Source organism: Dactylosporangium sp. NPDC049140, assembly GCF_040648435.1.
The window spans coordinates 22,191-44,818 of the sequence record NZ_JBEZDS010000049.1; the positions used below are offsets into that span (position 1 = coordinate 22,191).

Below are 22,628 nucleotides of genomic sequence, written 5' to 3' on the forward strand. Positions count from 1 at the left end.
CCTCTGCTGTCGGCGAGCTCGTCGGTGTGCGGTGCTGGATCACAGCGGCTGCGGGATCGCCGCGCAGCGGCGGGCGGCGGGCGCAACGGCCGATACGGTTGCCGGCACCGCCACGGTGATCATGCGGGCCGGGTGGGGTCGCAGCTGGACGTCGAGCAGGAACACCCAGCGGCGCTGGCCGCGGGCCACGATCAGCCGCAGTTCGTCGCGGTGCAGGTCCGGGTCGGTCAGGGCGTCGGTGGTCGCGTCGGCCCGCCAGTGCAGCCGCAGCACGTCGCCCGGGCGCAGCAGATCGACGATCGTGCGCCACACCTCGTGCAACCCGCATGCGTCGATGCCGGTGAGTGCGGCTGTGCCGGGCAGGTGGTGTGCATGCCACCGGTGGTTGGTGTCGAAGCCGGTGATGTCGGCGGCCACCGGGATGCGCCGGCGCCGGTCCAGGCGGTCACCGTCCGGGAACAGCCGCTGCTGACGCGTCTCGTAGCTGCGCGGCTCGGTGAACGCGGCGCTGGTCAAGCACGCGTCGATGCACGCCCCGGTGCTCGTGGTCTGGAAGAGGACGGTGTTCGCGACCTGCAGCGCGTGCACGTCGCTGCGGTCCAGACCGCTGACCGGGTCGGCGTCGCCGGTCGGGTCGTCGGTGGGTTCGAACTGTCGGTACTCGGCCATGATGGCTGCCTCCAAGTGGCGTACGGGCCGGCCCGCGGTGCAGGTGCCGCCGTCGCGCGGCGCCGGCTCGGGGCGGATGCTCGGCCGGCCGGTGGCCGGTCGACGTGGTGTGGGCGGCGGGCTCGCTGTGCGGATGCGGCGCCGGGCGGGTCTGGGTTCGGGCTCAGGCACCGACGGTGACGAGCACGTCGTCGGGGTTCGCGTCGGCCAACCGGGCGGTCGCCTGCTCGACGTGGTCGAGGAGCGCTTGCGGGCTGGCGGCGGCCGGGTACAGCGCGGTGCCGGTGCGCATGATGACCAGCACGTCGCCGACCACCCGGCGCAGGCTGTGGTAGGTGACGTAGTGGTGCCGGCCCGCGCGCAGCAGCGTCGACTCGAGGCGGCCGGGTCGCCGGGCCCCGACGCGGGCGGTGGCCGACCAGGCGTCGTGGCGGGCGGCGGCTTCGCGGGCGGCGTGGACGCAGGTCGCGGCGAGGTCCAGCAGGCGCAGCGGCCCGCCGGCGCAGCGGATCGGGTCGGTGTTGCGGGGCGCGGCCAGCAGGGTGCGGGCGCGGGGTGCGGTGGGCGTGGCCAGCAGCCGCCGTTCGGGCCGCAGGTCGTCGTCGAACAGGCAGGCCAGGGTGGTGGCCCAGTCGGTGATGCCGAGGTGGTCGGCCGGGTACCAGAACGTGACGGTGCGCAGGGTGGTGCCGTTGGGCAGGTTGATGGGCATGGTGGTGCGCTCCTTTGCATGGGGTTGGTTGGTGGTGCGGCTGACATCCAGCCGCCCGGATTGCTGCCACGAGTGGTGGCGGCACGGCCGGCGACGCGTGGGTCATCCGCGGATCTCGCCGTCGAGTCGGCACCCGGGGCCCGGAGACCGCACACTGGCCGGGCTGGCCGGTGGCTTAGCCGCCGGTGGTGTGCATCGATCCGCGGTGCCGGCTCAGGGTCATGGTCCAGCCGTGGCGGGCGAGCTGGGCAGCCGCGTGCGCGCCCAGCCGCTGCAGTGCAGCGCCGATCGTCTGGGCCTCGTCATGGATGGCGGCGGTACGGGCGAGGTACTCGTCGCGGTGGGCGACGATCCCGAAGCCGATGAGGGTCAGGTTCGCGTCGTGGAGCCGGGCGTTGTCCTCGCGCAGCCGCTCAATGCGCGTCATGAGCTCGCTGATCCGCGGGTAGCGCGGCAGCGGCCGGTACTGACGGAGCAGACGACGCCAGTCGGCGTGCTGCTGATCGGCCCGCCTCGTGGTGGCCGCCTCGTCCCGCCGGGCGGTGGGCCGTCTGCGGCGTCGCCCGACTGCGATGGCAACGCTCGCACCGGATAGCAGCACCCGGACCGTGGTGGCACCCGCCTGGTCGCCCGCGCGGAGCTGGTCCAGCAGCGATCGGCCGGTCGGCTCGTCCAGCGGCAGCACGTGCGTGAGCGGGATGAGCTCGGCGCGCAGCAGTGTCGCCTGGTCCAGCCAGGAGCTTCCCGACGGGCATTCCGCGGCGAACGCCGCCCGGTGGTCCAGCGTGCCGGGCTGGTCGGCGGGCGCCGGCTGGGGGTGCGCAGCGTTGCTGGTGAGCCAGATGCCGTTGCTCCCCGAGTGCAGCAGCAGCGCCGGCCTCGGCTGGCTGGTGCCGGTGCCGGTGGCCGCGGCGGCGTGCTCGGCGAGTTGGCAGACGGTGTCGAGGTCGAACGTGAGCTGGGTGGTCATGGTCGTGCGCCTCCTGCAGGCGTCGGGTTGGGCTGGGTGCGCGTCGACGCGCACCCGGCGTGGGCGCGGGTCCGCCGATGGCGTGGGTGCTCAGGCCGGGCTGGCCACGGCGACGAGGTGGGCGTCGCGGGGCAGCTGGGCCAGGTGGGCATTGGCGGCGGTGAGGTAGTCCAGGAGGTCGGCGAGACGTTGGCTGCGGGTGGTCAGCCAGCCGCCGGGCTGGGGGGCGAGCCCGTCACCGGGGACCGCGACCAGCCAGGCCAGGTTGACGTAGGTGCCGTAGCCGGCCTGGAAGGCTTCCAGCGCCGAGGTCGGCAGCGGGACAGGCTGGCCGGGGATGGCGTTGTGGGCCGCCATCGCCAGGACCCGCGGTTGGGACAGGTAGTCGCCTTGCGCGGTGGCGAGGGGGTAGCGGTGCGGGTCGGCCGCGTGCCGGTCGGTGAATGCCCAGAACGGTTGGGCCGGTCGGGTGCCGGCGACAACCTGCTGCCACAGCAGCCACTCGGCGGCAGCGCCGGCGACGGCGCGGGTGCGCATCCGGTGCAGATCGAGAAGCACGATCGGGCCGCCGGAGGTCAGGCCGTTCCAGCGGTCGAGGAGCTTGCTCGTGCGGCGGGTGCGCGTGTCGAAGTGCGGGAGCACGCCGTGGGTGGCAAGGCCGCGAGCCGCGAGGGTGGCGGTGGCCTGTGCCGCGAGCGCGGTGGGTTGGGTGCCTGCGGGCAGGCAGACGACGGCAATGCCCATGCTGCGGGTGGGCAGGTGCAGCCGGCTGGTGCCAGTGGACGTGGTACGCAAGACGCGCATGACAGTTCCTCCCTTTGGACTAGCTGGTTTGGGCCGCACGGGCGCGCGGCACCGCAACCCCCGGATGCGGGGTTGGGCTGGGACGCGCAAGTACGCGCGGTGATGACCCGTGGTTGGGCCGGCCTTCGGGTCGTGACGACCCGGGCGACCGCACGGTGCGGTCGGATCGCGGCAATGCGCCGCAGGGGCAACGGGTCAACCGGCGGGTTTGATGGCGTTGCTGTCCGGCCGAGGGCCGGAGGTAGAGCTGTTCGGCTGAGGGCCGAGGATGGTGCTTGCTGGCTTGGTCGCCAGGGTTGGTGCGGGTCGCGCGCGGTGGGCGTGGTGGCCCGGAGGGTTGGTCGCGGCCGACCGGCCAGGTGGCGGGTGGGCGGTGCGGTGTCCCTGCCGTGGCGAGCATGCGCCCGGGTGGTGCGGTGGAGCTTGGGTGGGTTCTATGAAAGAAGCTCTCACCGTAGGGCGGCGACCCAACTGGTCCCGATCAGCCGGCCGGGACCTCTACAAGGGCTGTGAGCTAGCGTTTGGGTGCCGGCCGGGGGCAGTTGGGTGCTGGCCGGCGACCGGCCAGTTGGGTCGGTTGGCCCAGTTGGGTTGGCCGTCGGCCGGTTGCCCGGTGGTGCCGGGGCGCGGTGGGTGGTCAGGCGGCGGGTGGCTGGGCGGCGCTGGAGTCGTTCGGCGCTGCCGGCGGCGGGGGCGCGCCGTGGCGATGGCGGCGGGCGGCCCGCTCGGCGTCGACGTCGTGCTGCCACTGGCTGAAGCGCCGGCCATGCAGACGGCGCAGGAAGTGCGGGATGCGGTTGGCGGGGATGCCGACCAGTCGCGGGCCGAGCACGGCGAGCAGGTCCGAGGCTTCCTGGGAGGACCAGCCGGCCGCGGCGATGGCGTCCTCGTCGGGGAAGACGTCGGCGACCCGGTCGGCGTCGGGGTGCAGGAGGTGGTCCTGGGCGCCACCGTAGGAGTAGACCCACAGGAAGTTCGCCGGCGGGTCGGGCTCGACGAGGCGGCGGAAGCGTTCGACTTCCTTGGTGTAGGCGTAGAAGGTGACGTCCGGCCGGCTGCGGCAGATCCGCAGCCACGCCCGGAGGTAGTCGTCGGTGAAAAAGTCCCCGGCGTCGTGGATGCGAACCCAGGCGCCCCGGAACTTGGCGGCGGCGAGTTCAGCGGTGATCGCCGTCTCCCAGCCGGGCAGGTCGTCCAGGACGAAGGCCAGGTTGGCCTGGTGCCGGCCGCGGACGACCGGCCACAGGTAGGTGCCGTTGCGGGCGTAGCAGACCTGGGCGCAGATCCCGGCGGCCGGGCAGGTGTTGTAGGTGCGGCCGTCGGGGAAGCGGCCGGCCCAGGCGGGCAGGGTCCAGTTCCACACGCCGATCGCTTTCATCTCGCGGTTCTGCGTCAGGAGCCGCTTCGGACGCGGCACACCGCCCTGCGGTGCTGCCGATGGAGCTGTCGTCATAAAGGTTTCCCCTTGGATGGAAGGCAGTGGATTTCGGTGCGGGCATGCAGCACGCACCCGCACCGGTGCGGCCAGCGAGGCGCGTCGGGAGTCCTCGCGGCAGTGGCCGTGGTGCGTGCGGACCGGCCGGGCAGTTCGGGCCGGAAACGCGAAACGGCCCCCACACCGGGCGCCTGGGAAGGCGTCTAGTGTTGGGGGCCGTTGAGTTGGTTGGGTTGGCGCGGCGACGCCGCAGTTGGGTGTCGCGGACCGGTGATCGCGCGGTGCCGGACAGGTAACGGCTAGCCGGTCGCCAGCCAGTGCGCGGCACGCTCGCAGGAGCGTTCGTCGGTCTCGATGAGCACTGCGCGGCGGCCGGCGGCGCGGGCGGCGATGCCCGTCGAGCCGGACCCGGCGAACGGGTCGACGACGACGCCGCCCGGCGGGCAGGCGTATCGGATGAGCAGCTCGAGGACCGCGACCGGCTTCTGGGTGGGGTGGATGCCGGTGCGATGCTCGGACCGGGCGGAGATGACGGACCTGGCGAGGCGGGTCGGTCCGTAGGTGTAGCCGACCGATCCGATGGGACTGGTGTGGGCGGGCCGCGGCCGGTGGGCGATGCCGGCGTTGGGCCGTGGTTGGCCGGCGACGCGGGGCACGTCGTGGTGGACCGCTGACCATCGGCCGCGGTACCAGTGGGTCATGGTTTCGTGGACCCGGCGGAACCGGTCGGTGGCGAACCCGGACCCGTTGTGTTTCGCCCAGGTCCAATGGTCGTGCTCGGTGTCGAGGTCCGGTTCGAGGTCCTGGGACAGCCGCCAGCCGGCAGCGGCGAACTCGGCGCCGCGCAACGGCGGCACGGCGAACTGCCGCAGCGGCAGAAAACACCACAGCGAGCTCGTGCACTCGGCGGCGGCGCTCAGCCAGCCGGTGGGCCAGCGGTCCCACGGCAGCGCGGTCTGCTGATACGGCGGATCAGCGACGATCGCGTCAGCGCGCAGCAACGGCAAGAGGTCGAGACAGTCGCCGTGGTACAGCGTCACCGTCTCGTCGGTGTAGTACGGCTCAGGTTGGACCAAACGGTCTCCCTCGCGTAGTGAACTAGGTGAAGCCCGAGCCCTCGAATGCAGTGGTCAGACCGCGGTGGGCGGGGTGTCGCCGCGCAGCAGGTACAGCGGGTCTTCGTCGGGCTCGGGCGGCCCGGGGTGGAACGGTCCCTCCGGGCCGGGCCGGCCGGGCAGCTCAGCCAGGCGTAGCCGGCGGCGGCCGTTGCCGACCACCCTCCACACCGGGCCGGCCGGGCCGCCGTGCTCGGCGGCGTGGTCGCGGGCCGCGGTCGCGATGCGCACGCCGAGGGTGCCGCCGGCCAGGCCGGTGAGGTGCCGGTGCAGGTTCGCCTCGATGGTGGTGCTGGGCAGCCAGAACAGCACCGGCCAGGTGGGGCCCTTGTCCTGCAGGGTGCGGTACCCGGTCAGTTTCTCGGCCCGGGCCGGGTGCGACTCGCTGCCGGTGTCGTGCTCGAGGAAGAACGCCACCTCGTGCCCGTCTTCGGTCCACACGCCGTGCGCGTCCGGGCGGGTGTTGTGGTCGACCTTGGCGTAGGTGCGCCCGGCTGACCACCAGCGGGTCAGCCGCGCTGTGGGGTGGTGGCGGCTGTAGGCGAGCAGGTCGATGAAGAACTGGTTGACGCCGTCGGCGTGGGCGAGGTGCCCGACCCGGGTCGCCGCGGACGGGTACCGGTCGCGGGTCTCGCGTAGCGCCCGGCTGCTGGGCGCCGGACGGCCGTGGTACAGGGCCACGTACCGGGCGGAGAGCCGGCCGGGTACCCAATGCACCGGTAGCCGCCCGGTGCTCGGGTGGACGGGCATGAACCAGTCGACGAATCCGATCTGGCGCAGGACGTTGAGCCGGTTGCGGCAGGTGCGGGGTGAGCGGTACAGGACCGCGGCGATCTGGTCGGTGGTGAGGAACCGGTGCTGGTCGAGGAGGTGGGCCAGGACGTAGTCGCGGGGTTCGAGACGCCAGGAGACGGCGAGGAGATCATCAGAGAGCGTGGATTGCCGGGTGGTCGACCGGCGGGGGGTAGCCGCCGGCCGGGCGCGGGTCACCCCCGGTCGGGGGATATCCCCCGTAGGGATATTCCGCGGTTGGCGCGGGTCGTCGGTCATAGGGTCCTACCAGGGTGGTTGGGTGCCGTTGGGCACGGTTGATCACCGCTGCGGCGGTGCGGGGTTCGCCCGGGGGTACGCCCGGGGGTGTGCCGGTCCTGGCACCCTGCCGTGTCAGGCGGCGCGCCGTGCGGTGCGTTTGCCGCGCGGCCGGCGGGCGAGTTGTTCCACCCCGGTCGGCTCGCCGGTGTCGGTGCGGGCGACGGCCTGCCGCAGGGCCGTGGTTTCGCCGAGGATCGGCAGCGGCGGCCGGGTCAGCATCGTGAAGGCCGCGGTCTCGCGGTTGGCGACGACGAGCCGGCTGGCGGTGGTGTACGCGTCGAGGTGGGACAGGTCGTGTTCGTCGAGCTCCGGCAGGGTGTGCCGGGCCAGTTGATGCGCGTCTTCCGGGCTGCAGTTGAAGTACACCTTGTTGCGGGCGTTCGCCGAGAGCGCGAGTTGGGTGTCGCGGGGCAGCTGGCTGAGGTTCTGGTGGGCCAGGATCAGCGACAGGTGGTAGCCGCGGGCCTCGGCGAGCATGTCCCCGACCGACCCGGCCAGGTTCAGCACGTTGTGCGCCTCATCGATGTACACGGAGGCGTCGCGGCGCCGGTCTTCGGGGATGCGGGCGCGGGCGGTGGCAGCCTGCCACACGGAGGCGAGGATCAGGCTGCCCATGAGTTTCGCGGTCTCTTCACCGAGTTGGCCTTTGGGCAGGCGGGCGATGAGGATGCCGCCGTCCAACACGGTGGCCATGTCGAAGCTCGAGGTGGCGACGCCGATGGTGTCGCGGACGAAGTCGCGCAACAGAAAGGCCCGGAGCCTGGCGAGGACCGGGCCGATGACCTGCGCCCGCAGGGGTGGTGGGGTGGCCTCGTACCACTCCCAGAAGCCCTTGAGCCCTTCGGGGTCGTCGAGGTCGACGGTGAACGCGGCCCGGAACTGCTTGTCGTTGAGTAGCGGCGGCACGAGGGTCAGGGTGGCGTTGGCTTTGCGCATCAGGGTCAGGCACGCGACGCGCAGCACGTCGTCGATGCGCGGGCCCCAGTGCCGCTGGAAGATCTTGGAGAAGATGCTGACGATGTTGTCGACGACGAGGTCGTCGTCGCCGCCGGTCAGGGGGTTGAGGGTGGCGCCGCGTTCCTGGTCGGGGTCGATGAGGACGAGCCGGTCGGCGACCGATGCCGGAAGCCGGTCGAGGATGTCCTGGGCGAGGTCGCCTTTGGGGTCGATGACGACGACGCCGCGGTGGGCGTTGACGTCGTCGATGACCATGTGGGTCATCTCGGTGGACTTGCCGGAGCCGGTGGCGCCGAGCATGTGGATGTGTTCCCGCGCGTCGGCGACGCGGAGCGCCACCGAGTGCCCGCCGACCTCGGCCCGGCCCAGCACTTTGGTGCCCCGGCCGCCGGTGGGCACTGTGACGGGGGCGGGGACGGCCTTGGCGCGGGCCCGGTCGAGGCCGGGGACGGCGACGTCGGTGGGCAGCGCGGCGAGCGTGGTGAGCTCGTCGGCGCAGAGCAGGAAGCCGCGGGTGAAGCGTCGCTGCGCGAGGACGGCGGCCGGGTGGGCCAGGTTGCGCCGGCGCAGCCTGTTGCGGCCGGTGTAGATGCCGTAGGACGAGGCGAGCGCGTGGGCGGCGGTGGCCAGTCGCCGGCGGATCACCTCGGAGTCCGCCGCCTGCGGGTTGGTGTCGGGCGTGCTGCTGCGGCCGGTGCCGCGGCTGGGTGGGGCGGCGACCGCGTAGCGGATGCCGGTCTCCCACTGCGGCTGCAGCGTCTTGTCCAGTCCCGGCCGGGCGTCGTGGTCGCGGATCGGGTCCGCGGTCACCGACCGCCCGGACCCGCCCCCGCGGGCGGTGTAGGTCCGGGCGGGGGTGATGAGTTCGGTGACCAGGTGCAGGCCACCGCGTAGCCACGCCGCCGGGTCCAGCACGCTGCTGGGTGGACGGCCGGTGCGGAGGGCGGCGGCGGCCCGCCGGGCCTGCTGCACCCGGCGGGGTGCGGCCGGTCGAGCGAGGATCTGCACACAGGCGCGTTCCCCGCTGGACAGGCCGGCGCCGGCCGCGACGAGGGCCCGGGTGGGGTCGGTGTCGTGGTCGGTCTGCAGGGGATACCAGGTGGGCAGCGCCGGCGCGAGGGCGCCGCCGACGTCGAGGACCCGGTTGCCGGTGCTCGGCACGGGGACCGGGTCGGTGGCCTCGGTGATGGTCGCCGACGCGCCGGGCCAGGCGGCGCGGACCGCGGCGGCGACCGGCCCGGCCGGGACGGTACCGGGCAGCCACACCTGGATGGTGAGTGCCCGGCCGGTCCACCGGTACTCCATCGCCACGTGCGGGGTGCCGTAGATGAGGCGCCGCCACCGTGACGGGGCGAGCAGCTCGTACAGGTTGGCCCACCAGGCGGTCGCACCCGCCGGGTCGACCTGCGGCGGCGGGGTGATCAGGACCTGCTGGGCGTGCCGGGCGAAGCGCTGGTGTCGCAGGGTGCGGACCCGCGCGGTGGTGACGACGGCCGCCACGATGAGCGCGGCGGCCACCGCGGCGAGCCACGGCCGGTGCGCGGTCCAGCCGGCGGCGGTCTGGATCAGGTCGAGCAGATGGGAGTGCGGGACGGCGGGGACCGTGGTGGGGTCCACCGACCGCGACGGTGCCGGTGTGGGAGGCATGGGTACTCCGGGAGGAGGTCCGATGTGGACAGATGACAGCACCGCGGTACGGCGTGCGGTTACAGGTCGGGGTCGTCGATGAGGTCGGCCAGCCCGGCGCAGAGCTGGTGCTCACGGGTGGACGCGACGGTGGTGAAGGCGACCCGGTGCGCGCCGGCGAGGAGGAGGGCTTCGCCGCGGCCGGCGGCCAGGAGCATCCGGGCCTCGCCACCGGTCAGGGCGAACGTCTCGGCGATCAGGTCGATGGCCTGCGGGGCCTGCCGCATCAGGATCTGGGTGGCGGCGTTGGCGATGACCGCCTGGCCCAGGTCGGAGCCGAGCAGGTCGGCGGCGTCCTGGGTGACCACGGCGACCCCGGCCCGCCGTTTCCGGGCGGCCTTGGCCAGGCGGTACAGGAACTTGGCGCCTTCGCCCTCCCGGAGCAGGGTCCAGGCTTCGTCGACGACGACGAGGCGGCGCGGCTGCGCCGGGCGTCCCCCGCGCCGGTCCGTGGTCCCGGCGGGGAGGTCGACGTCGCGCCAGATCGCGTCGAGGGCCAGGAGCATGCCGGGGGCGCGCAGTTCGTCGGCGAGCTGCCGGGTCGACCAGACGACGAGGTGGCCGCGTGGATGGAAGGTCGTCGGCCCGTCGAAGAGCTCGTTGAAGCTGCCGTCGGTCCACGGTGCGAGCCGGGCGGCGAGGGTCTGCGCCCCCGAGATGTCGGCGTCGTGCAGGGTGGCGGCCAGGTCGCGCAGCAGCGGCGCCGGCCGGGTCCAGGTGTTCGGGTCGTTGCTGATCCCGGCCTGCGCGTAGGTCGCCATGATGGCCCGGTCGAGGGCCGCTCGTTCCTCCGGTGGGGGCTGCTGGCCCAGCAGGACGGCGATGAGGGTGTGCAGGAACAGCGCCCGCCGGGTCAGCGCGTCCGGACGCCGGTCGCCGGCCGGGATGTCCAGGGGGTTGATGCGGATACCAGGGGCGCCGAGCTGGATGGCGGTGCCGCCGACGGCGTCGCACAGCCGCAGGTACTCGTCCTCCGGGTCGATGATGGCGACCTGGACGCCGTCGTAGAGCGAGCGCAGCGTCTCCAGTTTCACCAGGTACGACTTGCCGGCCCCGGAGCGGGCCAGGACCACGCTGTTGTGGTTGTCGCAGGACCAGCGGTCCCACCACACGACGCCGTTGGAGGCGCTGTTGAGCCCGTACAGCACCCCGCCGGCCGGGACGCCGTCGCCGGGCAGCGGCGCCGGCAGGTCGGCGCTGGCGAGGGGGAACGCGGCGGCGAGGGCGTCGGTGTCGAACACCCGCCGCATCCGCACTGCGTCCACGCCCAGGGGCAGGGTGCTGATCCAGCCCTGCAGCTGCCGCCAGGTCGCCGGCTGGGTGTCCAGCATCACCGATGCGGCAGCGGCCCGGACGTCGGCGACCGCCTCGACCAGGTCGTCTTCGGTGGGGGCGTGGACGCAGAGGTAGTGCCCGACCCCGAACAGCCGGGCGGCGCCGCGGGCCACACGCTCGGCGAGGTCGGCGGCGTCTTCGGCGGCGGCGTCGGTGACCGGGTCGCCGAGGCGGCCTTTGTCGAAGTCGAGGCGCCGGTTGGACTCGAGGCGTGCGCGTTGGCGCCGCAGGCGGCTGGCGGCGGTCGCGGCCGGGATCGGTTCGATGTGCTGCACGACGTCGATCCGGCCGGGCCAGGCCAGGAGGGCGTCCAGCCAGGCCAGGCCGACCTCGGGCGGATAGCCGGTGATGATCAGCACGGCGGTGTAGCCGTCACCGACCCGCAGCCAGCGTGGGGTGGACTCCACCGCGGCCGGGCCGATCGCCGCGGTCAGCACCGCGGCGTCGTCGCCCTCGCACGAAACACGGTGCCTCCGCTTGACGGCGCCGTTCGAGGTGGCTTCGGTGGTCTTGTGCTTGCTGCGGTTCATGCGCCGAGCTCCTCGTCGAGGCCGGGGGCAGTGATCGGGGCGTGCGCGGGGGTGCGCGGCCAGGACGCGTCGGTGTCCTGGTAGGGGTCGACCGCGGCGGTCAGCACCGCGGTGGCGGTGCCGCCGTCCAGGACCCGGGTCTGCGCGCCAAGGGTGGCCAGGGCGGCGGCGGTGTGTTCGGCGCGGCGGATCGCCTCGGTGGCGGCGCCGCGCTCGCCGGTGGCGGTGTGCGCGACGGTGACGGTGCGCCACAGCGGGTCCCGGCGGGCGGCGACGTCGAGCAGGAAGTCGCTGTAGTCCAGCGCGGCGTCGGCGAGCGCGGGGTGCGGCAGGGTCTCGGCGGCGTCGGCGACGCGGATGGCGTGGCTGGTCAGGTCGACGCGCTGGGCGGAGACCACCACCTGCACCGGCCCGGTCAGGGAGTTGAGCCACCGGGCGTACGAGCCGACCAGGGCAGCCTGCTCGGCGGCGGTGCGCAGGCCCACGTTGACGGTGGTCGCGGCGACCAGCGCGGTCGCGGTGCCGTCGCCGAGGTCGATGACCCCGTTGTCGGCGATGCCACGCGCCGGCAGCCGCAGCACGGCCGGCGGCGGCCCGTCCGCCTCGACCTGGGGCGCCCAGGCTGGCACCGGCACGACACCGGCGGTGGCCGGAACGGCGCGGCGGGGGGTGCGCCGGTTGACGATCGCCGCCCACAGCCACGCATCCAGGGGCAGGCCGTCGCGGCGGCCCAACGCGAGGGCCACGGCGACACCGGCGAGCGGGATGAGCATGATCGCCACCACCGGCAGCGGCAGGACATGGCCGATGGTGCGCAGGATCAGGTAGCCCAGCGCCGCGGCGGCGCCGATGATGGCGACCTGCCGGGCGGTCAGGCCCCAGACGATCCGATCGGGCGCCTCGATGTCTGCGGGTACCCGGGCATGCACTTCTTCAGCATCCACAATGGACTCCTTGGGGAGACGGCTCGATTGGCGCCGCTCTGAGCGGCTGGCGTGCCACCCCGTTCGGGGGGACGGCATATGCCATCTCCCCGACTCGGGTGGTGATCGGTTGTCAGGTGCGGGTTGGGCGGTGCCACTGGCTGCGGACGCGGCGGCGGGGTACCGGCCGGACCGGCTGGCGCACCGGCTGGGTCTGCGGCATCGCCGTGGCCGGGTTGACCCCGGCCGGAAGCACCGGACGGGGTCCGGCCGGCGGCGGTGGGGGCACCACACCGGCCGCCCGGATCGGCGGCCGTGACGAGCGCGCCGGCACCGCCCCGGATGCGGGCGTGGGCCGTTTGGGCACGGCCCGCCAGGCCACATCGACACCGGACGCGATGTCCTGCGTGGTGTACGGCCGGACCGGCCGTCCGGTCGGCCACGCCACACCCACGCGGCCCAGTCCCGCGCCAGCCTGTGACGGCAACCGGCCACCAGCACCGCCAGCACCAGCGCGGCCGCCGAGCATGAAGGGCATCCACGTCCGGCCGCCGCCAGCACCACGGGACCCCCCGCTGCCGAAGCCCCCGCCGGGGCGGCCACCCCGGCCGGCGCCACCGACTCCGGCTGCCGTCCGTGCGCCACCACCGCGCCGTATCGGCAGCCGCAGCACACTGGTCAGCTGCTGGATCAGCACCATCCGCACGAGCATCCCGGCCGGGTTCCGGCCGCCACCGCCGGTGACGAACCGGCGCATCAGACCGGGGATCTTGACAACAGCCCACAGCAGGCACATGACGATGAACAGGTTGAAGGTGCCCGTCGCGTCGTGTGGCAGACCCAGCTGCGGCGCGTTCGCGTCCGGGCTGAGGAACACCGACAGGGCGGTGTGCAGGGCGAGGGCCTGCAGCACGACCGTGGCGACGGTGGCCAGGATGGAGCGCCACCACAGCTTCGCGACGCCGTCGGTGAACGGGGTGGCGTGGCAGGCGAGGGCGAGGGGGCTGACACCGACCAGGACGATCAGCACGCCCATCCGCACGATGCAGGTGAGCAGCAGCATCCCGGTCAGCACCGCGATGATCAAGCCGATGATGACGGCGAGGACCGCGCTGGGTGGGTTGTTCAGTGAGTCGAAGGTGACCTGCGCCAGCCGCACGAGGGAGCCCTGCGCGGTCACGCCGTCGCCGGTGAGTGCCTCGGTGAACGCGTTGGCGAGCTGGATGACGTTCTGGCACAACGGGACGGCGAAGTTCGCCGCGATCCAGCCGATCACCAGCCGGGGCAGCAGTTCCCCGACGCCGTAGCGGGACTGCACGGTCCCGTTGGTCATTACCGCGATCCCCGCGGTCATGATCGCCAGGATGAAGCAGGCGTTGACAATCACCATGGCCTTGCCAGTGACGGCGGTGACCTGGGGCAGCGTGCTGACGTCCGGCGTGGTGAAGGCGGTGCTCGCCAGCAGCCCCCACAGCGTGCTGAGGATGGCCTGGATCGCTTCGGCGATCCAGGCGAACGCCCCGTTGAGCAGCCCGGTGACCATGTCAGCCGACCAGGATGTTGTTCAGGATGGTCAGGATGATCGGGGCCAGCAGGGCCAGGGCGTAGCCGATCCCCGCGCTTTTGAGCGAGCCTTTGGCCCGTTCGACCTGGGCGGGGTCGCCGCCGGCCATCAGGTACTGGGCACCGCCGATGGTCAGGAACAGCGTGGCGACGGCGGCGATGATGCCGGTGATCCAGGTCGTCAGGTTGCTGATGACCGTGGGCAGATCGTTGACGGCAAGAGGGATGCCGTCGGCGGCCGACGCGGGGGTGGCCGCGGCCAGCAGGGCTGCGAGGGTGGCCGCGACGATGGTCGCAGCCCGCCGGATGCCGTGACGGACGTTGGGGTTGCGGTGCATGGGTGCCTCACACCTCCCGCCCCAGCGGGCTGGGGCGTTCGCGTCGAGCGGATGGGAGGCGTCACCGCAGGGCGGCACGGGACAAGCCGTGGGAGCCTTACTCCTGCGCGGGTGCGATCAGCGGCGAGTGGTGACCACGGCCGTCTGGCTAGCCGGCGCCGCGCACGCCCTGTGGTGGCGCAGGGAACCACGGGACCCGCCCGGGAACTGTCCGAGGGGCGGTGGCGATTCCTTGCCCACCAAGGGCTGCGGTTGGGTACCCAACACAGCACTCGCGCCGGCCGGGGCACCCAACCGGCGGCCAACTGACCCAACTCGATCTTTACCGGCGGCCAGTCGGCCTCGACCGGCGGTGCTGCGAGAACGTCGGTGGCGTCGCAGGCACCCGGCGCCGTGGGACGTGCTCACCTGGTATGCGCCGTTGGGTAGCAGTCGATCAGCACAGCAGCGGGGCGACGACTCCGGATGGAGTCGTCGCCCCGCTGGCTTTGGCGCGGCCGCAGTGATCCTGCGGGTGGGCGGTCGGTCTCAGCCGGCGTCACCGGTCAGGAGGCGATAGACGTCGCGGGTCATCCCGTCCCGGTCGACGCTGAGCTCACGCGTGCCGTGCAACCGCAACGCGCAGGGGCCGGCCTCGCCAGGAGCACCCACACCGACCGGGTACGGGTGCCCGCGGCGCAGGACCAGGCTCCAGCGTGGCCCGTGCAGCAGCACCACGATGGGGCGGGCCTGCCGGTCCCGGCCGCCGGGCGGCGGCGCCACGACCACCGGAGCCTGCCGGATGAGGTTCTCCACGACCTGCCGGTCGGGCAGGACGAGCAGGTAGTCGCGCGGGTCGTCAAGGTCGAGCCAGATGTCGTCGGGGCTGGGCCTGACCGTGCGCACCGCGTGGCACTGGCCGGTCCGGGCGGCGGCCAGCAGGTTGGCGCCGCGCCGGCACCGCCGGTGCTGGCGCAGGTAGGCCGGGACCGGGGCGGTGGCCGGCCGCACCACGATGACCGGAAAGGGCCCCGGCTGCCCACGGCGCGGTACTCCGGCCGGGGGCGCCGACGCACCGGTGTTGCTCGTGGATGTCGCCGTCATGGCGTGCCCCCACTCACCGGTTCGCCGAACCTGCGGCAACCGGGACCACGTCGTCGTCACCGGCGGACGGGGCAATCCCGGACGTCTCACCGAGGGCCTGCGGGTCCGGGCTGCCGTGGGTCAATGGCACCAGGGGTACCCAGTCGAGCTCGCCGCCGCGGATCGCGTCGGCCAGGCGCCGTTCGGCCTTGCGCCGCCATGCCGCCGCCAAGGCCACGCTGAGGCCGAGCTTGTCGGCCACTGTGGCCAGCGCGACCTGGTCCAGGCGGGTGGCAGCGATCAGCAGGTACTCGTCCGGGTCGATGACCGCCTGGGCCACCGCCCGGGTCAGCACCCAGTCCGGGTGGTCCCACGGCTGCTGCGGCGGCATCGACCAGGTGGTCCGCACCCGGATCGCGTCAGACTCCGCTTCCCGGTCCCGGGCGGCCTTGACCGCCCGGACGCCGGCGTCGATGAGTTTCCCGGCGATGCGGGTGTCGCGCAGATCGACGCTGTGCAGCCGGTCCACGAACCCGGTCAGCAGTTCGCTGTCGCGGTCGCTGGAATCCCCGTGCCAGCCCTTGCCGAGCCTGCCGGCCGTGCGGCGCAGCCCCGGCATGGCGATGCCGACCGCGGCGATCACCCAGGCCGGGCCGTCCCGGCGGGCTCGCACCACCAGCTCCCGCCACACCTCGTCCCGCACCGAACGGGGCGTCGTGTCGTCGATGAGCAGCTGCTTCAACGCATCCAGGGACAAGATCCGGTTGGGCAGGCCGGGGAAGGCGCGCCCGTCGAAGGCGAGCGGCGCCGGCGGGCAGACCAGCAGATCGAACGCGCGCTGCGCGGCGTCGAGCGGCGTGCTCGGCCAGGACTGGTGCCGCATCCGACGGGTCCGACCGGACTGCGGGCCAGCCGCCGGCCGGGACGTTTGCGTGGGCATGTGGTGTGCTCCCGTGTCAGGCGAGATGCCCGCCCGGCCGCAGGAGCAGCCGGGTCGAGGGCGGGGACGCCGTCCATGGGCGCACGGCCACCCAACGCGTCGGCCAACCAGCCAACACCCAACCGGATCATGCCCGGGGCAAGCCGTGCCCGGCCTCGGGTTGGGCGGTTTGGCCCAGCTCAACGCCCGCATCACCGAGCCGACCACCGCCGTCCCGGAGATACTGCACCGGCATCCGTTCAGCCGGCGCAGTGGTGGACGACTTCGCAGCTCAGTGGGGGTTTGTTGGGTCCGTTGGGCGGGCCCGTCCCAACTGGGTTCCGCGCATGACGGATCATGCCGACCAGCGTCTCGAGACACCGGCAACGACACGCAGCAGGAACATCGCGGCTCCCCGCGTCGTGATCGTCGTTGCGGCGACGGCTTGCTCGGCGATGCGCAGCGGCCCCGGGTCCGGCGCGACGCGATTAGCCGAGCCGCGTCACCTTGTCCACGGTGTGGTGACGCGACGGTCCGGTCATCCGGACAGCGGGGCGGCACCGCGTCCAGTCACCGGTGATCCCGAGAGCCCCGTACCGGTGCAGCGGGTCGGCGCAACCGGGCGGTACCGGAGGGTGCTCACCGGCACACGGACCCGACCGGTACCGGCCGGCGACCGATGCGCGGTGACCGGTGCGGTACGCGAGGCACCCGCCGGATACCGGCGGCACCGGTCCCGTGCCCCAGCGGTCACCGGTCCGTCAGCGGTGTACCGGTCGAGGCATGGCCGCACCGCAGTGCCCGCGCCTTCGCCCTCGGCAACGCACAGCGACGGCCGGGGAGGCCGGGCGGCCGGGGAGGCCGGGCGGCCGGGGAGGCCGGGCGGCCGGGGAGGCCGGGCGGCCGTGATGGCCGGCGCCGCGCAGCACGTCCACGCGGCGGCCCGCATCGCGCCGCCGATCACGACGTCTGGCCTGTTCACGATGAGGAGTCTGCGCGTGGAGGGCGGACGGCCGGCCCGGCCGTCGGGCGGACCCGGCGGCAGCGCACCGCCCAGCGGGCGGATGACCAGCCGCCCGACGGTTGCGGAGATCGATTGTGGTCGCATCGGTGCGACCTCGATCGGGCAGCCGGTTCGATTACCAACCGGTCCGGTACCGGCGGACGCGAACAGGCTGGCGCCCGGTATCGGTACGGTCGGCCTGCCCGGTCACCGGGCGGCACCCGGCACCGGGCACCCGTACCGGGCGGTGCGCGCCGGTACCGGTCCGGGCGCGTGAACCGGTGACCGGGCATACGACCGGTACCTGTACCGGTGGGAGCGGGCGGGCGTACGGGTGCCGGAGTCGGCGCCATCAGGCGCCGCATCGGTACCGCTCGCTGCGCCCCGCGCCGGGTCTCGGGCCGCGCGCCGCTCGTCTGTGACGCTGCGCTCGATCCGAGCGCGCCGCGGGTCCGGCGACCGGGACCCGGGGCGGAGGTCGGGTGGCCGGGTGTTCGGCGTCTAGGACCGCCACGGGCATGGGGCCGGTCCCACCGTTCGCGCGCCAGTTGGGCAAGTCCGGCGTGTGGCAGAGGTCCGTTGGGTGGGGGTGCGTCGGGTCGGCGGCGTGGTTGGGTAGCCGACCAACGTCCGGCACGTGCGGCACCCAACTCGGTTGGCTCGGGCCGCCCGCTGGCACCCAACCGGGTTGGGCGCTGCTCTGGGACGCGGTTGGGCGGCCGGTGGTCCGGTTGGGTGCCGGTTGGGCGGACCTGTCCGGTCGAGGGCTGCGGGACGGCGGCCAGTTGGGCCTTGGGTGGGCGTGAACACGAGCCCCCCCACGCGGGAACCGCACCCGCCCATCACGAACGTCCCCGACAACTCCGACCGCGACCCCGACCGTCGCGACCCGAGCATCACGCACCACCCCGCCACCGCGCACCATGACCTGCCCGACCCCGCAGATGCCTCGGTCGCTGCTGGGGCCGCGGATGACGTGGACGACCCGCTGGCGTTGTCCAACCTGATCGCCAGCGGCGACATCGACGTCGTCCCCGGCGACCCGCCGGTGCCGATCGCGGTATGGCGCGTCGCCGACGTCGACGCCGGCTGGGGCCACCGCCGCCCCGACGCGCTGAGCCCCCGCCTGGCCGCGCTGCTGGTCGGCGTCCACACCCGTCCCGGCGACACCATCGTGTCGATCGGCGACGACCCGGCCCTCGCCGGCGCCGCCGGCGCCGGCGGCCGCGTCTACCGCAGCGTGACCCACCCCGACCGGCTCAACGACCTCGAGCACGCCGCCGGCACCGTCGCGTTGATCGTGCTGCCCTGGCCCCCAGCCGACCGGCCCGACGGGCTACACCGCGACGGCCTGATCGCCATGTTTGCCGCCTGCCGGTGGCTGATGGGTCCGGGCGGCTGCACCATCGTCGCCCTGGCCGGACTGTCCCCGCAGCAGACGTTCGCGCAGCACAGCAGCGCGCTGATCCCGGCCGCGCACCAGGCCGGTCTGGGCTGGCTGCAGCACATCGTCGCAATCACCGCACCGATCGTCGGGCAGCAGATCACCTGGCGGGCCCGGCCGGCCGACCCGGGCATGCTGCGCGCCGCCGCCCATATCAAGGTCCACCTGGACCTGTTCGTGTTCGTCGTGCGGGGCGGCCGCCGTGGCTGAACACACGACTACGCAGGCCGCCGGACCCGCCGTCATCGGCGCCGGTATGTCGCCCGGCTGCGGCGACACGCTACCGGCGTCGCTGGTGCCGCTGCTGTCGGTGATCCTTGTCGGGCAGCGCAGCCTCGCCCAGCAGCGCCACGGCCGGTATGTCGCCGGGTCCGGGGCGCACCCGGCCCGGATGGCACCTGACCTGGCCACCGCCCTCATCAACGACTACACCAAGCCCGGCGACCTGGTCTTCGACCCCCTCGCTGGCACCGGCACCACCCTGGTCGAGGCCATCCACGCCGGCCGCAACGCCCTCGGCATGGAGTACGAGCCCGGCTGGGTCGCCCTCGCCCGGGCCAACATCGACCTCGCCCGCCGCCAGGGCGGCACCGGACACGGCCGGGTCCTGCGCGGCGACGCCACCACCCTGCCCCGCGGCGTGTCCGGCGAGCTGCATGGCCAGATCAGCCTCGTGCTCACCTCACCGCCGTACGGCAAGACCATGCACGGGCGGGTCGAGCACCGCCGCGGGCCGCTGACCCGCTTCCACAACACCTACAGCCGCCAACCCCACCGCCTCGACGCCAGCAGCCAAGCGACCGCCTCCGCAGCGTCAAACCCAGCCAACCTGGCCTACCGGGGACGCGCCGGGCTGCTCGACGGCATCACCGCCGTGCTGGCCGGCTGCCGTCCGCTGCTCAAACCCGGCGGGGTCATCGCCGTGGTGACCCGGCCGTGGCGGCGCGACCACGTCCTGGTCGACCTGCCCGGCCAGACCATCCAGGCCGGTCTCGCCGCCGGCCTGGAACTCATCGCCTGCCGCCGCGCCGTCCACGCCGCGGTCCGCGACGGCCGCCTCGCGGCCCGGCACTCGTTCTTCCAACTCCATGTGGCTCGAGCCAGCCGCCGCAAGAACATCCCAGTCAGCCTCATCCAGCATGACGACATTGCCGTCTTCCAGGCCCCGACGTCTTCCGCGAGTTCCGGTGAACCCAAGTGTTCTCAACGGGATCCGAAGCGGTCACGGCGCTCATTGTCGCATGTGGACGCTTCGGTTCACGGCGAAGCCGACGGGCTGGCGTCATGAGTTGCGGGCAGTGGTATGCCAGCTTCTGCGACGGCGAGTTCGGAGCGAATGACCTCCAGCAGTCTGCCGATCCAGTTCGTGCCCTGATTCCTGCTGGCGACCCAGTAGGCCGAGCCGAGGTCGGCGTAGATGATTCGAGCGTCGCCGGTGGCGAGCAGGGTCTGCGCCATCTGGGGGTGCTGGAGGTATTTGGCGCGCAGCAGTACCGCCATGACGGCGAGGCGGGCGGCGGGCCAGCCAGCACGACGAGGTGCCTGCTCGGCGAGCGCGGCGGCGTCGTCGCCCTTTGGGGCTGCGGCGATCCGGTCGTGCCAACCGGGATCGCTGGTGGACAGGGCCCAGTATGCGTGCGTGACAGATGGATAGTCCCGGCCGTTGATGGTGATGGTGGCCCGCCAGCCGTTCTGGAGCACCTCGGTGCCCGGATGCTCCTGCCGTCCGCGGTAGATCGTCAGGGTGGCCGCCTGTGCGTGTTCGGCGCCGTCGGCCGGCGTACGCGTTTCCCGCACGGCGGCTGCGAGACTCCGGTCACGGAAGTACTCGATGGCCGTGGCGAGCACGTCGGCGGTTACCACCTCCTCATCCGGGTCCGCGTCGAGGTGGGCATCTACCGGGGTGACCAGGACTCGCAGGGGCCAGTCCCTGGCATCCATGTCGCCGAGCGCGTAGATGCGCAGGTGCTCGGGGATGGCGAGGTAGCGGTCGCGGACGGCGAGTCGATTGTCTTCGGTCGGGTCGGCCAGGTAGGTCTGGACGGCGACCAGACAACGCTCAGAGGAGTCTGGGCGGCCGTTGAGGAAGTCAAGCTCGTCGGCGACCTCGCCGAGCAGCATGTCGGGGTCGATCCAGGCGTCGGGCTCGGCGAATCGCCAACCGGCGACGTCGTGCGCCGAGCCACGCGCACCGTCCTGCAACGTGGTCGCGACCCGGCCGGACTGCAGGTATCCGCGCAATCCCGCCACGTCGGTCAATCCTCCGACCCCGCAGTCGATCGCGCCGTCGGCGTAGACGATCAGGTCGGCCAGGTAGTAGGTGTCGCCGTTGCGGGTGAAGATGTGTCGCCAGACACCCTCGACTCGTTGTCCGTCGGCGGTGCGGAACGTGCGCCGTCGCATGGTCACCGAAGAACAGTAGCCCGGCGACGACGGCCTCTCGGCCCAGTGACGGGTTACAACCGTTCACCGGTTCGGCTCGGTAGGTCCCCGCAGGAGAATTCGGGCGTTAGTCGCGTAGCGGATCGCGGTGCCTTCGCTGATGCCGAAGACGGCAGCGAGGTGCAGTGGATCGCCGCCGGTGACGATGGCTTCGTCGAGTTGGCGGTCGATGCGCAGGCGTTCGAGGTTTCCGGCCAGTCGCCGCAGATTCAAGATCAGCGCGTGGCTGACCGGGCCGTGGTGCAGCGCGGTTTCCTTGCTGACCAGCAGATGCGGGTTGGCGGTATTGGGCCAGCGGCTGCGCCGGTGCTCGAGCCAGCCGATGAGTACCTGGTAGGTCAGGTCGTCCAGTGGCCGGTCGTGACCGCTGATGGTGATGCGCCGCGCTGGGAGATCGACGTCGTCGAGGTGCAGGGCTCGGATCTGGCTTGGCCGCGCCGCATGCACCGCGGCGAGAACGAGGAACAGCCGGGCCTGCGGCGTGATCGCGGCAGCCACGGCTTCGGCGAGCTCGTCCGGGCGCAGCGGCTGCCAGATGCCGTCCGGGACGTGCGGGTTGCTGATTCTGGCGGTCGGGTTGCGGAAGATCAGGTTGGTGCGTTTGGCCCAACCGAACAGGGACCGCAGCGCGCTCGTCGCGGTCTGGCGGGCGTGGCCAGACACCGTCGCCAGGTAGGCGATCACGTCGTCGCGGACGATCTCGCGCAGGTGGTGGCGGGTCGACCAGCCGGCCAGGGCCGGCACGACGGCGGCGACGTAGCCACGGACAGTCTCGGGATGGCGGGCGCGGGTGCGTGGCCCACCATCGCGCAGGACGCGGGCCCACTGCAGCACGTCGCGGCCGATCGCCGGGGCGAGGATGGCGATTTTGGTGTCCAGCCACGATTCCAGCGGGGCGGGACGGTCGCCGACGACGACACCCATCGTGGACAGGATCTCCACCACCAGGTCGAGGTTGGTGGACTGCCGCGCGAGGATGCGTTGGAAGTCGCTGACCCGGATCTGCTCGCCTTCGACGTGGTTGGCCAGCAGCATCACCAGGACCCGCTGTATCGCGCGGCGGATCTCCGGACGCCAGCCGCGGGCCTCCCCGGTGCTGTGGGCCACGTGCAGCGCCCACGCCAGCCACGGGTTGTCCGGCGCGGGTCCGCTGCGCAGGTCGATACGGCTGTAGCGGTAGACGCGTGGGCCGGCGTCGAACAGCGGCGGCTGGATCCAGCCGGTGACCGGCCGGGTCACCGGCGCGGGCGGCGGCTTGAGCGGCCGACCTTTGGCGCCGCGGCGGCGCTCGATGGTGCGTGGCTTGGCCCGCCGCCGGTCCAGGTCAGCCAGGAACAGCTGGTAGTGGCGGATGTTGCGCAGATAGGGAGCCAGCAGCACCGCCGACCGGGCGGTCTCCGCGAGGACTGCGCGGTCGGCGCGGGCCTGACACCAGCACAGCCGGCAGTACCCATGCTTGAGCCGCTCCCACCGGTGGCACGCGGCGCACTCGCCGGGAAGTTGGGCGTGCCGGGGTGCGGCGAAGTTGTAGCAGGCCAGGCACACGCCCTGCGCGTAGGTCAGGCCCCAAGCCAGGCACGAGGCGCAACTGGTGACGGCGCGGCGCACGATGCTGCCGTCGCTCTGGCG

18 protein-coding genes are annotated in these 22,628 nt (G+C 73.1%); 2 read left to right on the forward strand and 16 right to left on the reverse strand.

Annotation, left to right across the window (positions count from 1 at the left end):
* Positions 1 to 39: 39 nt before the first annotated feature.
* The 14 genes from AB0B76_RS46980 to AB0B76_RS47045 form a co-directional block, all read right to left on the reverse strand.
* The gene (locus tag AB0B76_RS46980) at positions 40 to 669 is read right to left on the reverse strand and encodes a hypothetical protein (protein ID WP_360388919.1); all 630 of its coding nucleotides are present in this window, start codon (positions 667 to 669) and stop codon (positions 40 to 42) included.
* Between the two features lie 163 nt (positions 670 to 832).
* Positions 833 to 1,381: a hypothetical protein gene (locus AB0B76_RS46985; protein ID WP_360388922.1), complete on the reverse strand. Its 549-nt coding sequence runs from the start codon at positions 1,379 to 1,381 to the stop codon at positions 833 to 835.
* A gap of 175 nt (positions 1,382 to 1,556) precedes the next feature.
* Complete coding sequence (locus tag AB0B76_RS46990; protein ID WP_360388925.1) at positions 1,557 to 2,351, reverse strand: hypothetical protein; 795 nt, start codon at positions 2,349 to 2,351, stop codon at positions 1,557 to 1,559.
* Positions 2,352 to 2,441: 90 nt separating this feature from the next.
* Positions 2,442 to 3,155: a hypothetical protein gene (locus AB0B76_RS46995; RefSeq protein ID WP_360388928.1), complete on the reverse strand. Its 714-nt coding sequence runs from the start codon at positions 3,153 to 3,155 to the stop codon at positions 2,442 to 2,444.
* 637 nt (positions 3,156 to 3,792) lie between these two features.
* Entirely contained in the window at positions 3,793 to 4,608 is an 816-nt protein-coding gene (locus tag AB0B76_RS47000; RefSeq protein ID WP_360388931.1) for a hypothetical protein, read from the reverse strand.
* Positions 4,609 to 4,889: 281 nt separating this feature from the next.
* The gene (locus AB0B76_RS47005; RefSeq protein WP_360388934.1) at positions 4,890 to 5,666 is read right to left on the reverse strand and encodes a site-specific DNA-methyltransferase; all 777 of its coding nucleotides are present in this window, start codon (positions 5,664 to 5,666) and stop codon (positions 4,890 to 4,892) included.
* Between the two features lie 54 nt (positions 5,667 to 5,720).
* Positions 5,721 to 6,695 (reverse strand): replication-relaxation family protein, encoded by a 975-nt coding sequence (locus tag AB0B76_RS47010; RefSeq protein ID WP_360388937.1) that lies wholly within the window; start codon positions 6,693 to 6,695, stop codon positions 5,721 to 5,723.
* 174 nt (positions 6,696 to 6,869) lie between these two features.
* Positions 6,870 to 9,401 carry a type IV secretion system DNA-binding domain-containing protein gene (locus tag AB0B76_RS47015; protein ID WP_360388940.1) on the reverse strand — a complete coding sequence of 844 codons (2,532 nt, stop codon included), beginning with the start codon at positions 9,399 to 9,401 and terminating at the stop codon, positions 6,870 to 6,872.
* A 59-nt stretch (positions 9,402 to 9,460) separates the two neighbouring features.
* Positions 9,461 to 11,305 (reverse strand): conjugal transfer protein TraC, encoded by a 1,845-nt coding sequence (locus AB0B76_RS47020; protein ID WP_360388942.1) that lies wholly within the window; start codon positions 11,303 to 11,305, stop codon positions 9,461 to 9,463.
* The gene (locus AB0B76_RS47025; RefSeq protein ID WP_360388944.1) at positions 11,302 to 12,249 is read right to left on the reverse strand and encodes a PrgI family protein; all 948 of its coding nucleotides are present in this window, start codon (positions 12,247 to 12,249) and stop codon (positions 11,302 to 11,304) included. Before AB0B76_RS47025 ends, AB0B76_RS47020 begins: the two co-directional genes overlap by 4 nt.
* 112 nt (positions 12,250 to 12,361) lie before the next feature.
* Entirely contained in the window at positions 12,362 to 13,771 is a 1,410-nt protein-coding gene (locus AB0B76_RS47030) for a conjugal transfer protein TrbL family protein (protein ID WP_360388946.1), read from the reverse strand.
* 1 nt (position 13,772) lies between these two features.
* Positions 13,773 to 14,129: a pilin gene (locus tag AB0B76_RS47035; protein WP_360388949.1), complete on the reverse strand. Its 357-nt coding sequence runs from the start codon at positions 14,127 to 14,129 to the stop codon at positions 13,773 to 13,775.
* Positions 14,130 to 14,657: 528 nt separating this feature from the next.
* Positions 14,658 to 15,212: a hypothetical protein gene (locus tag AB0B76_RS47040; RefSeq protein WP_360388951.1), complete on the reverse strand. Its 555-nt coding sequence runs from the start codon at positions 15,210 to 15,212 to the stop codon at positions 14,658 to 14,660.
* Positions 15,213 to 15,225: 13 nt separating this feature from the next.
* On the reverse strand, positions 15,226 to 16,074 hold the full coding sequence (locus AB0B76_RS47045; protein WP_360388954.1) for a hypothetical protein: 849 nt from the start codon (positions 16,072 to 16,074) through the stop codon (positions 15,226 to 15,228).
* A gap of 1,841 nt (positions 16,075 to 17,915) precedes the next feature.
* Here AB0B76_RS47045 and AB0B76_RS47050 point away from each other — a divergent pair.
* Entirely contained in the window at positions 17,916 to 18,767 is an 852-nt protein-coding gene (locus AB0B76_RS47050) for a hypothetical protein (protein WP_360388957.1), read from the forward strand.
* On the forward strand, positions 18,760 to 19,845 hold the full coding sequence (locus AB0B76_RS47055) for a DNA methyltransferase (RefSeq protein WP_360388960.1): 1,086 nt from the start codon (positions 18,760 to 18,762) through the stop codon (positions 19,843 to 19,845). The genes AB0B76_RS47050 and AB0B76_RS47055 overlap by 8 nt, the downstream gene beginning before the upstream one ends.
* On the opposite strand, the gene AB0B76_RS47060 is transcribed toward AB0B76_RS47055, so the two are convergent.
* Together AB0B76_RS47060 and AB0B76_RS47065 are read right to left on the reverse strand one after the other, a co-directional pair.
* Positions 19,815 to 20,960, reverse strand: a complete 1,146-nt coding sequence (locus AB0B76_RS47060) for an NADAR family protein (protein WP_360389022.1) — start codon at positions 20,958 to 20,960, stop codon at positions 19,815 to 19,817. The genes AB0B76_RS47055 and AB0B76_RS47060 overlap by 31 nt on opposite strands.
* Before the next feature lie 63 nt (positions 20,961 to 21,023).
* Entirely contained in the window at positions 21,024 to 22,607 is a 1,584-nt protein-coding gene (locus AB0B76_RS47065) for an integrase (protein ID WP_360388963.1), read from the reverse strand.
* Between the last annotated feature and the right edge of the window lie 21 nt (positions 22,608 to 22,628).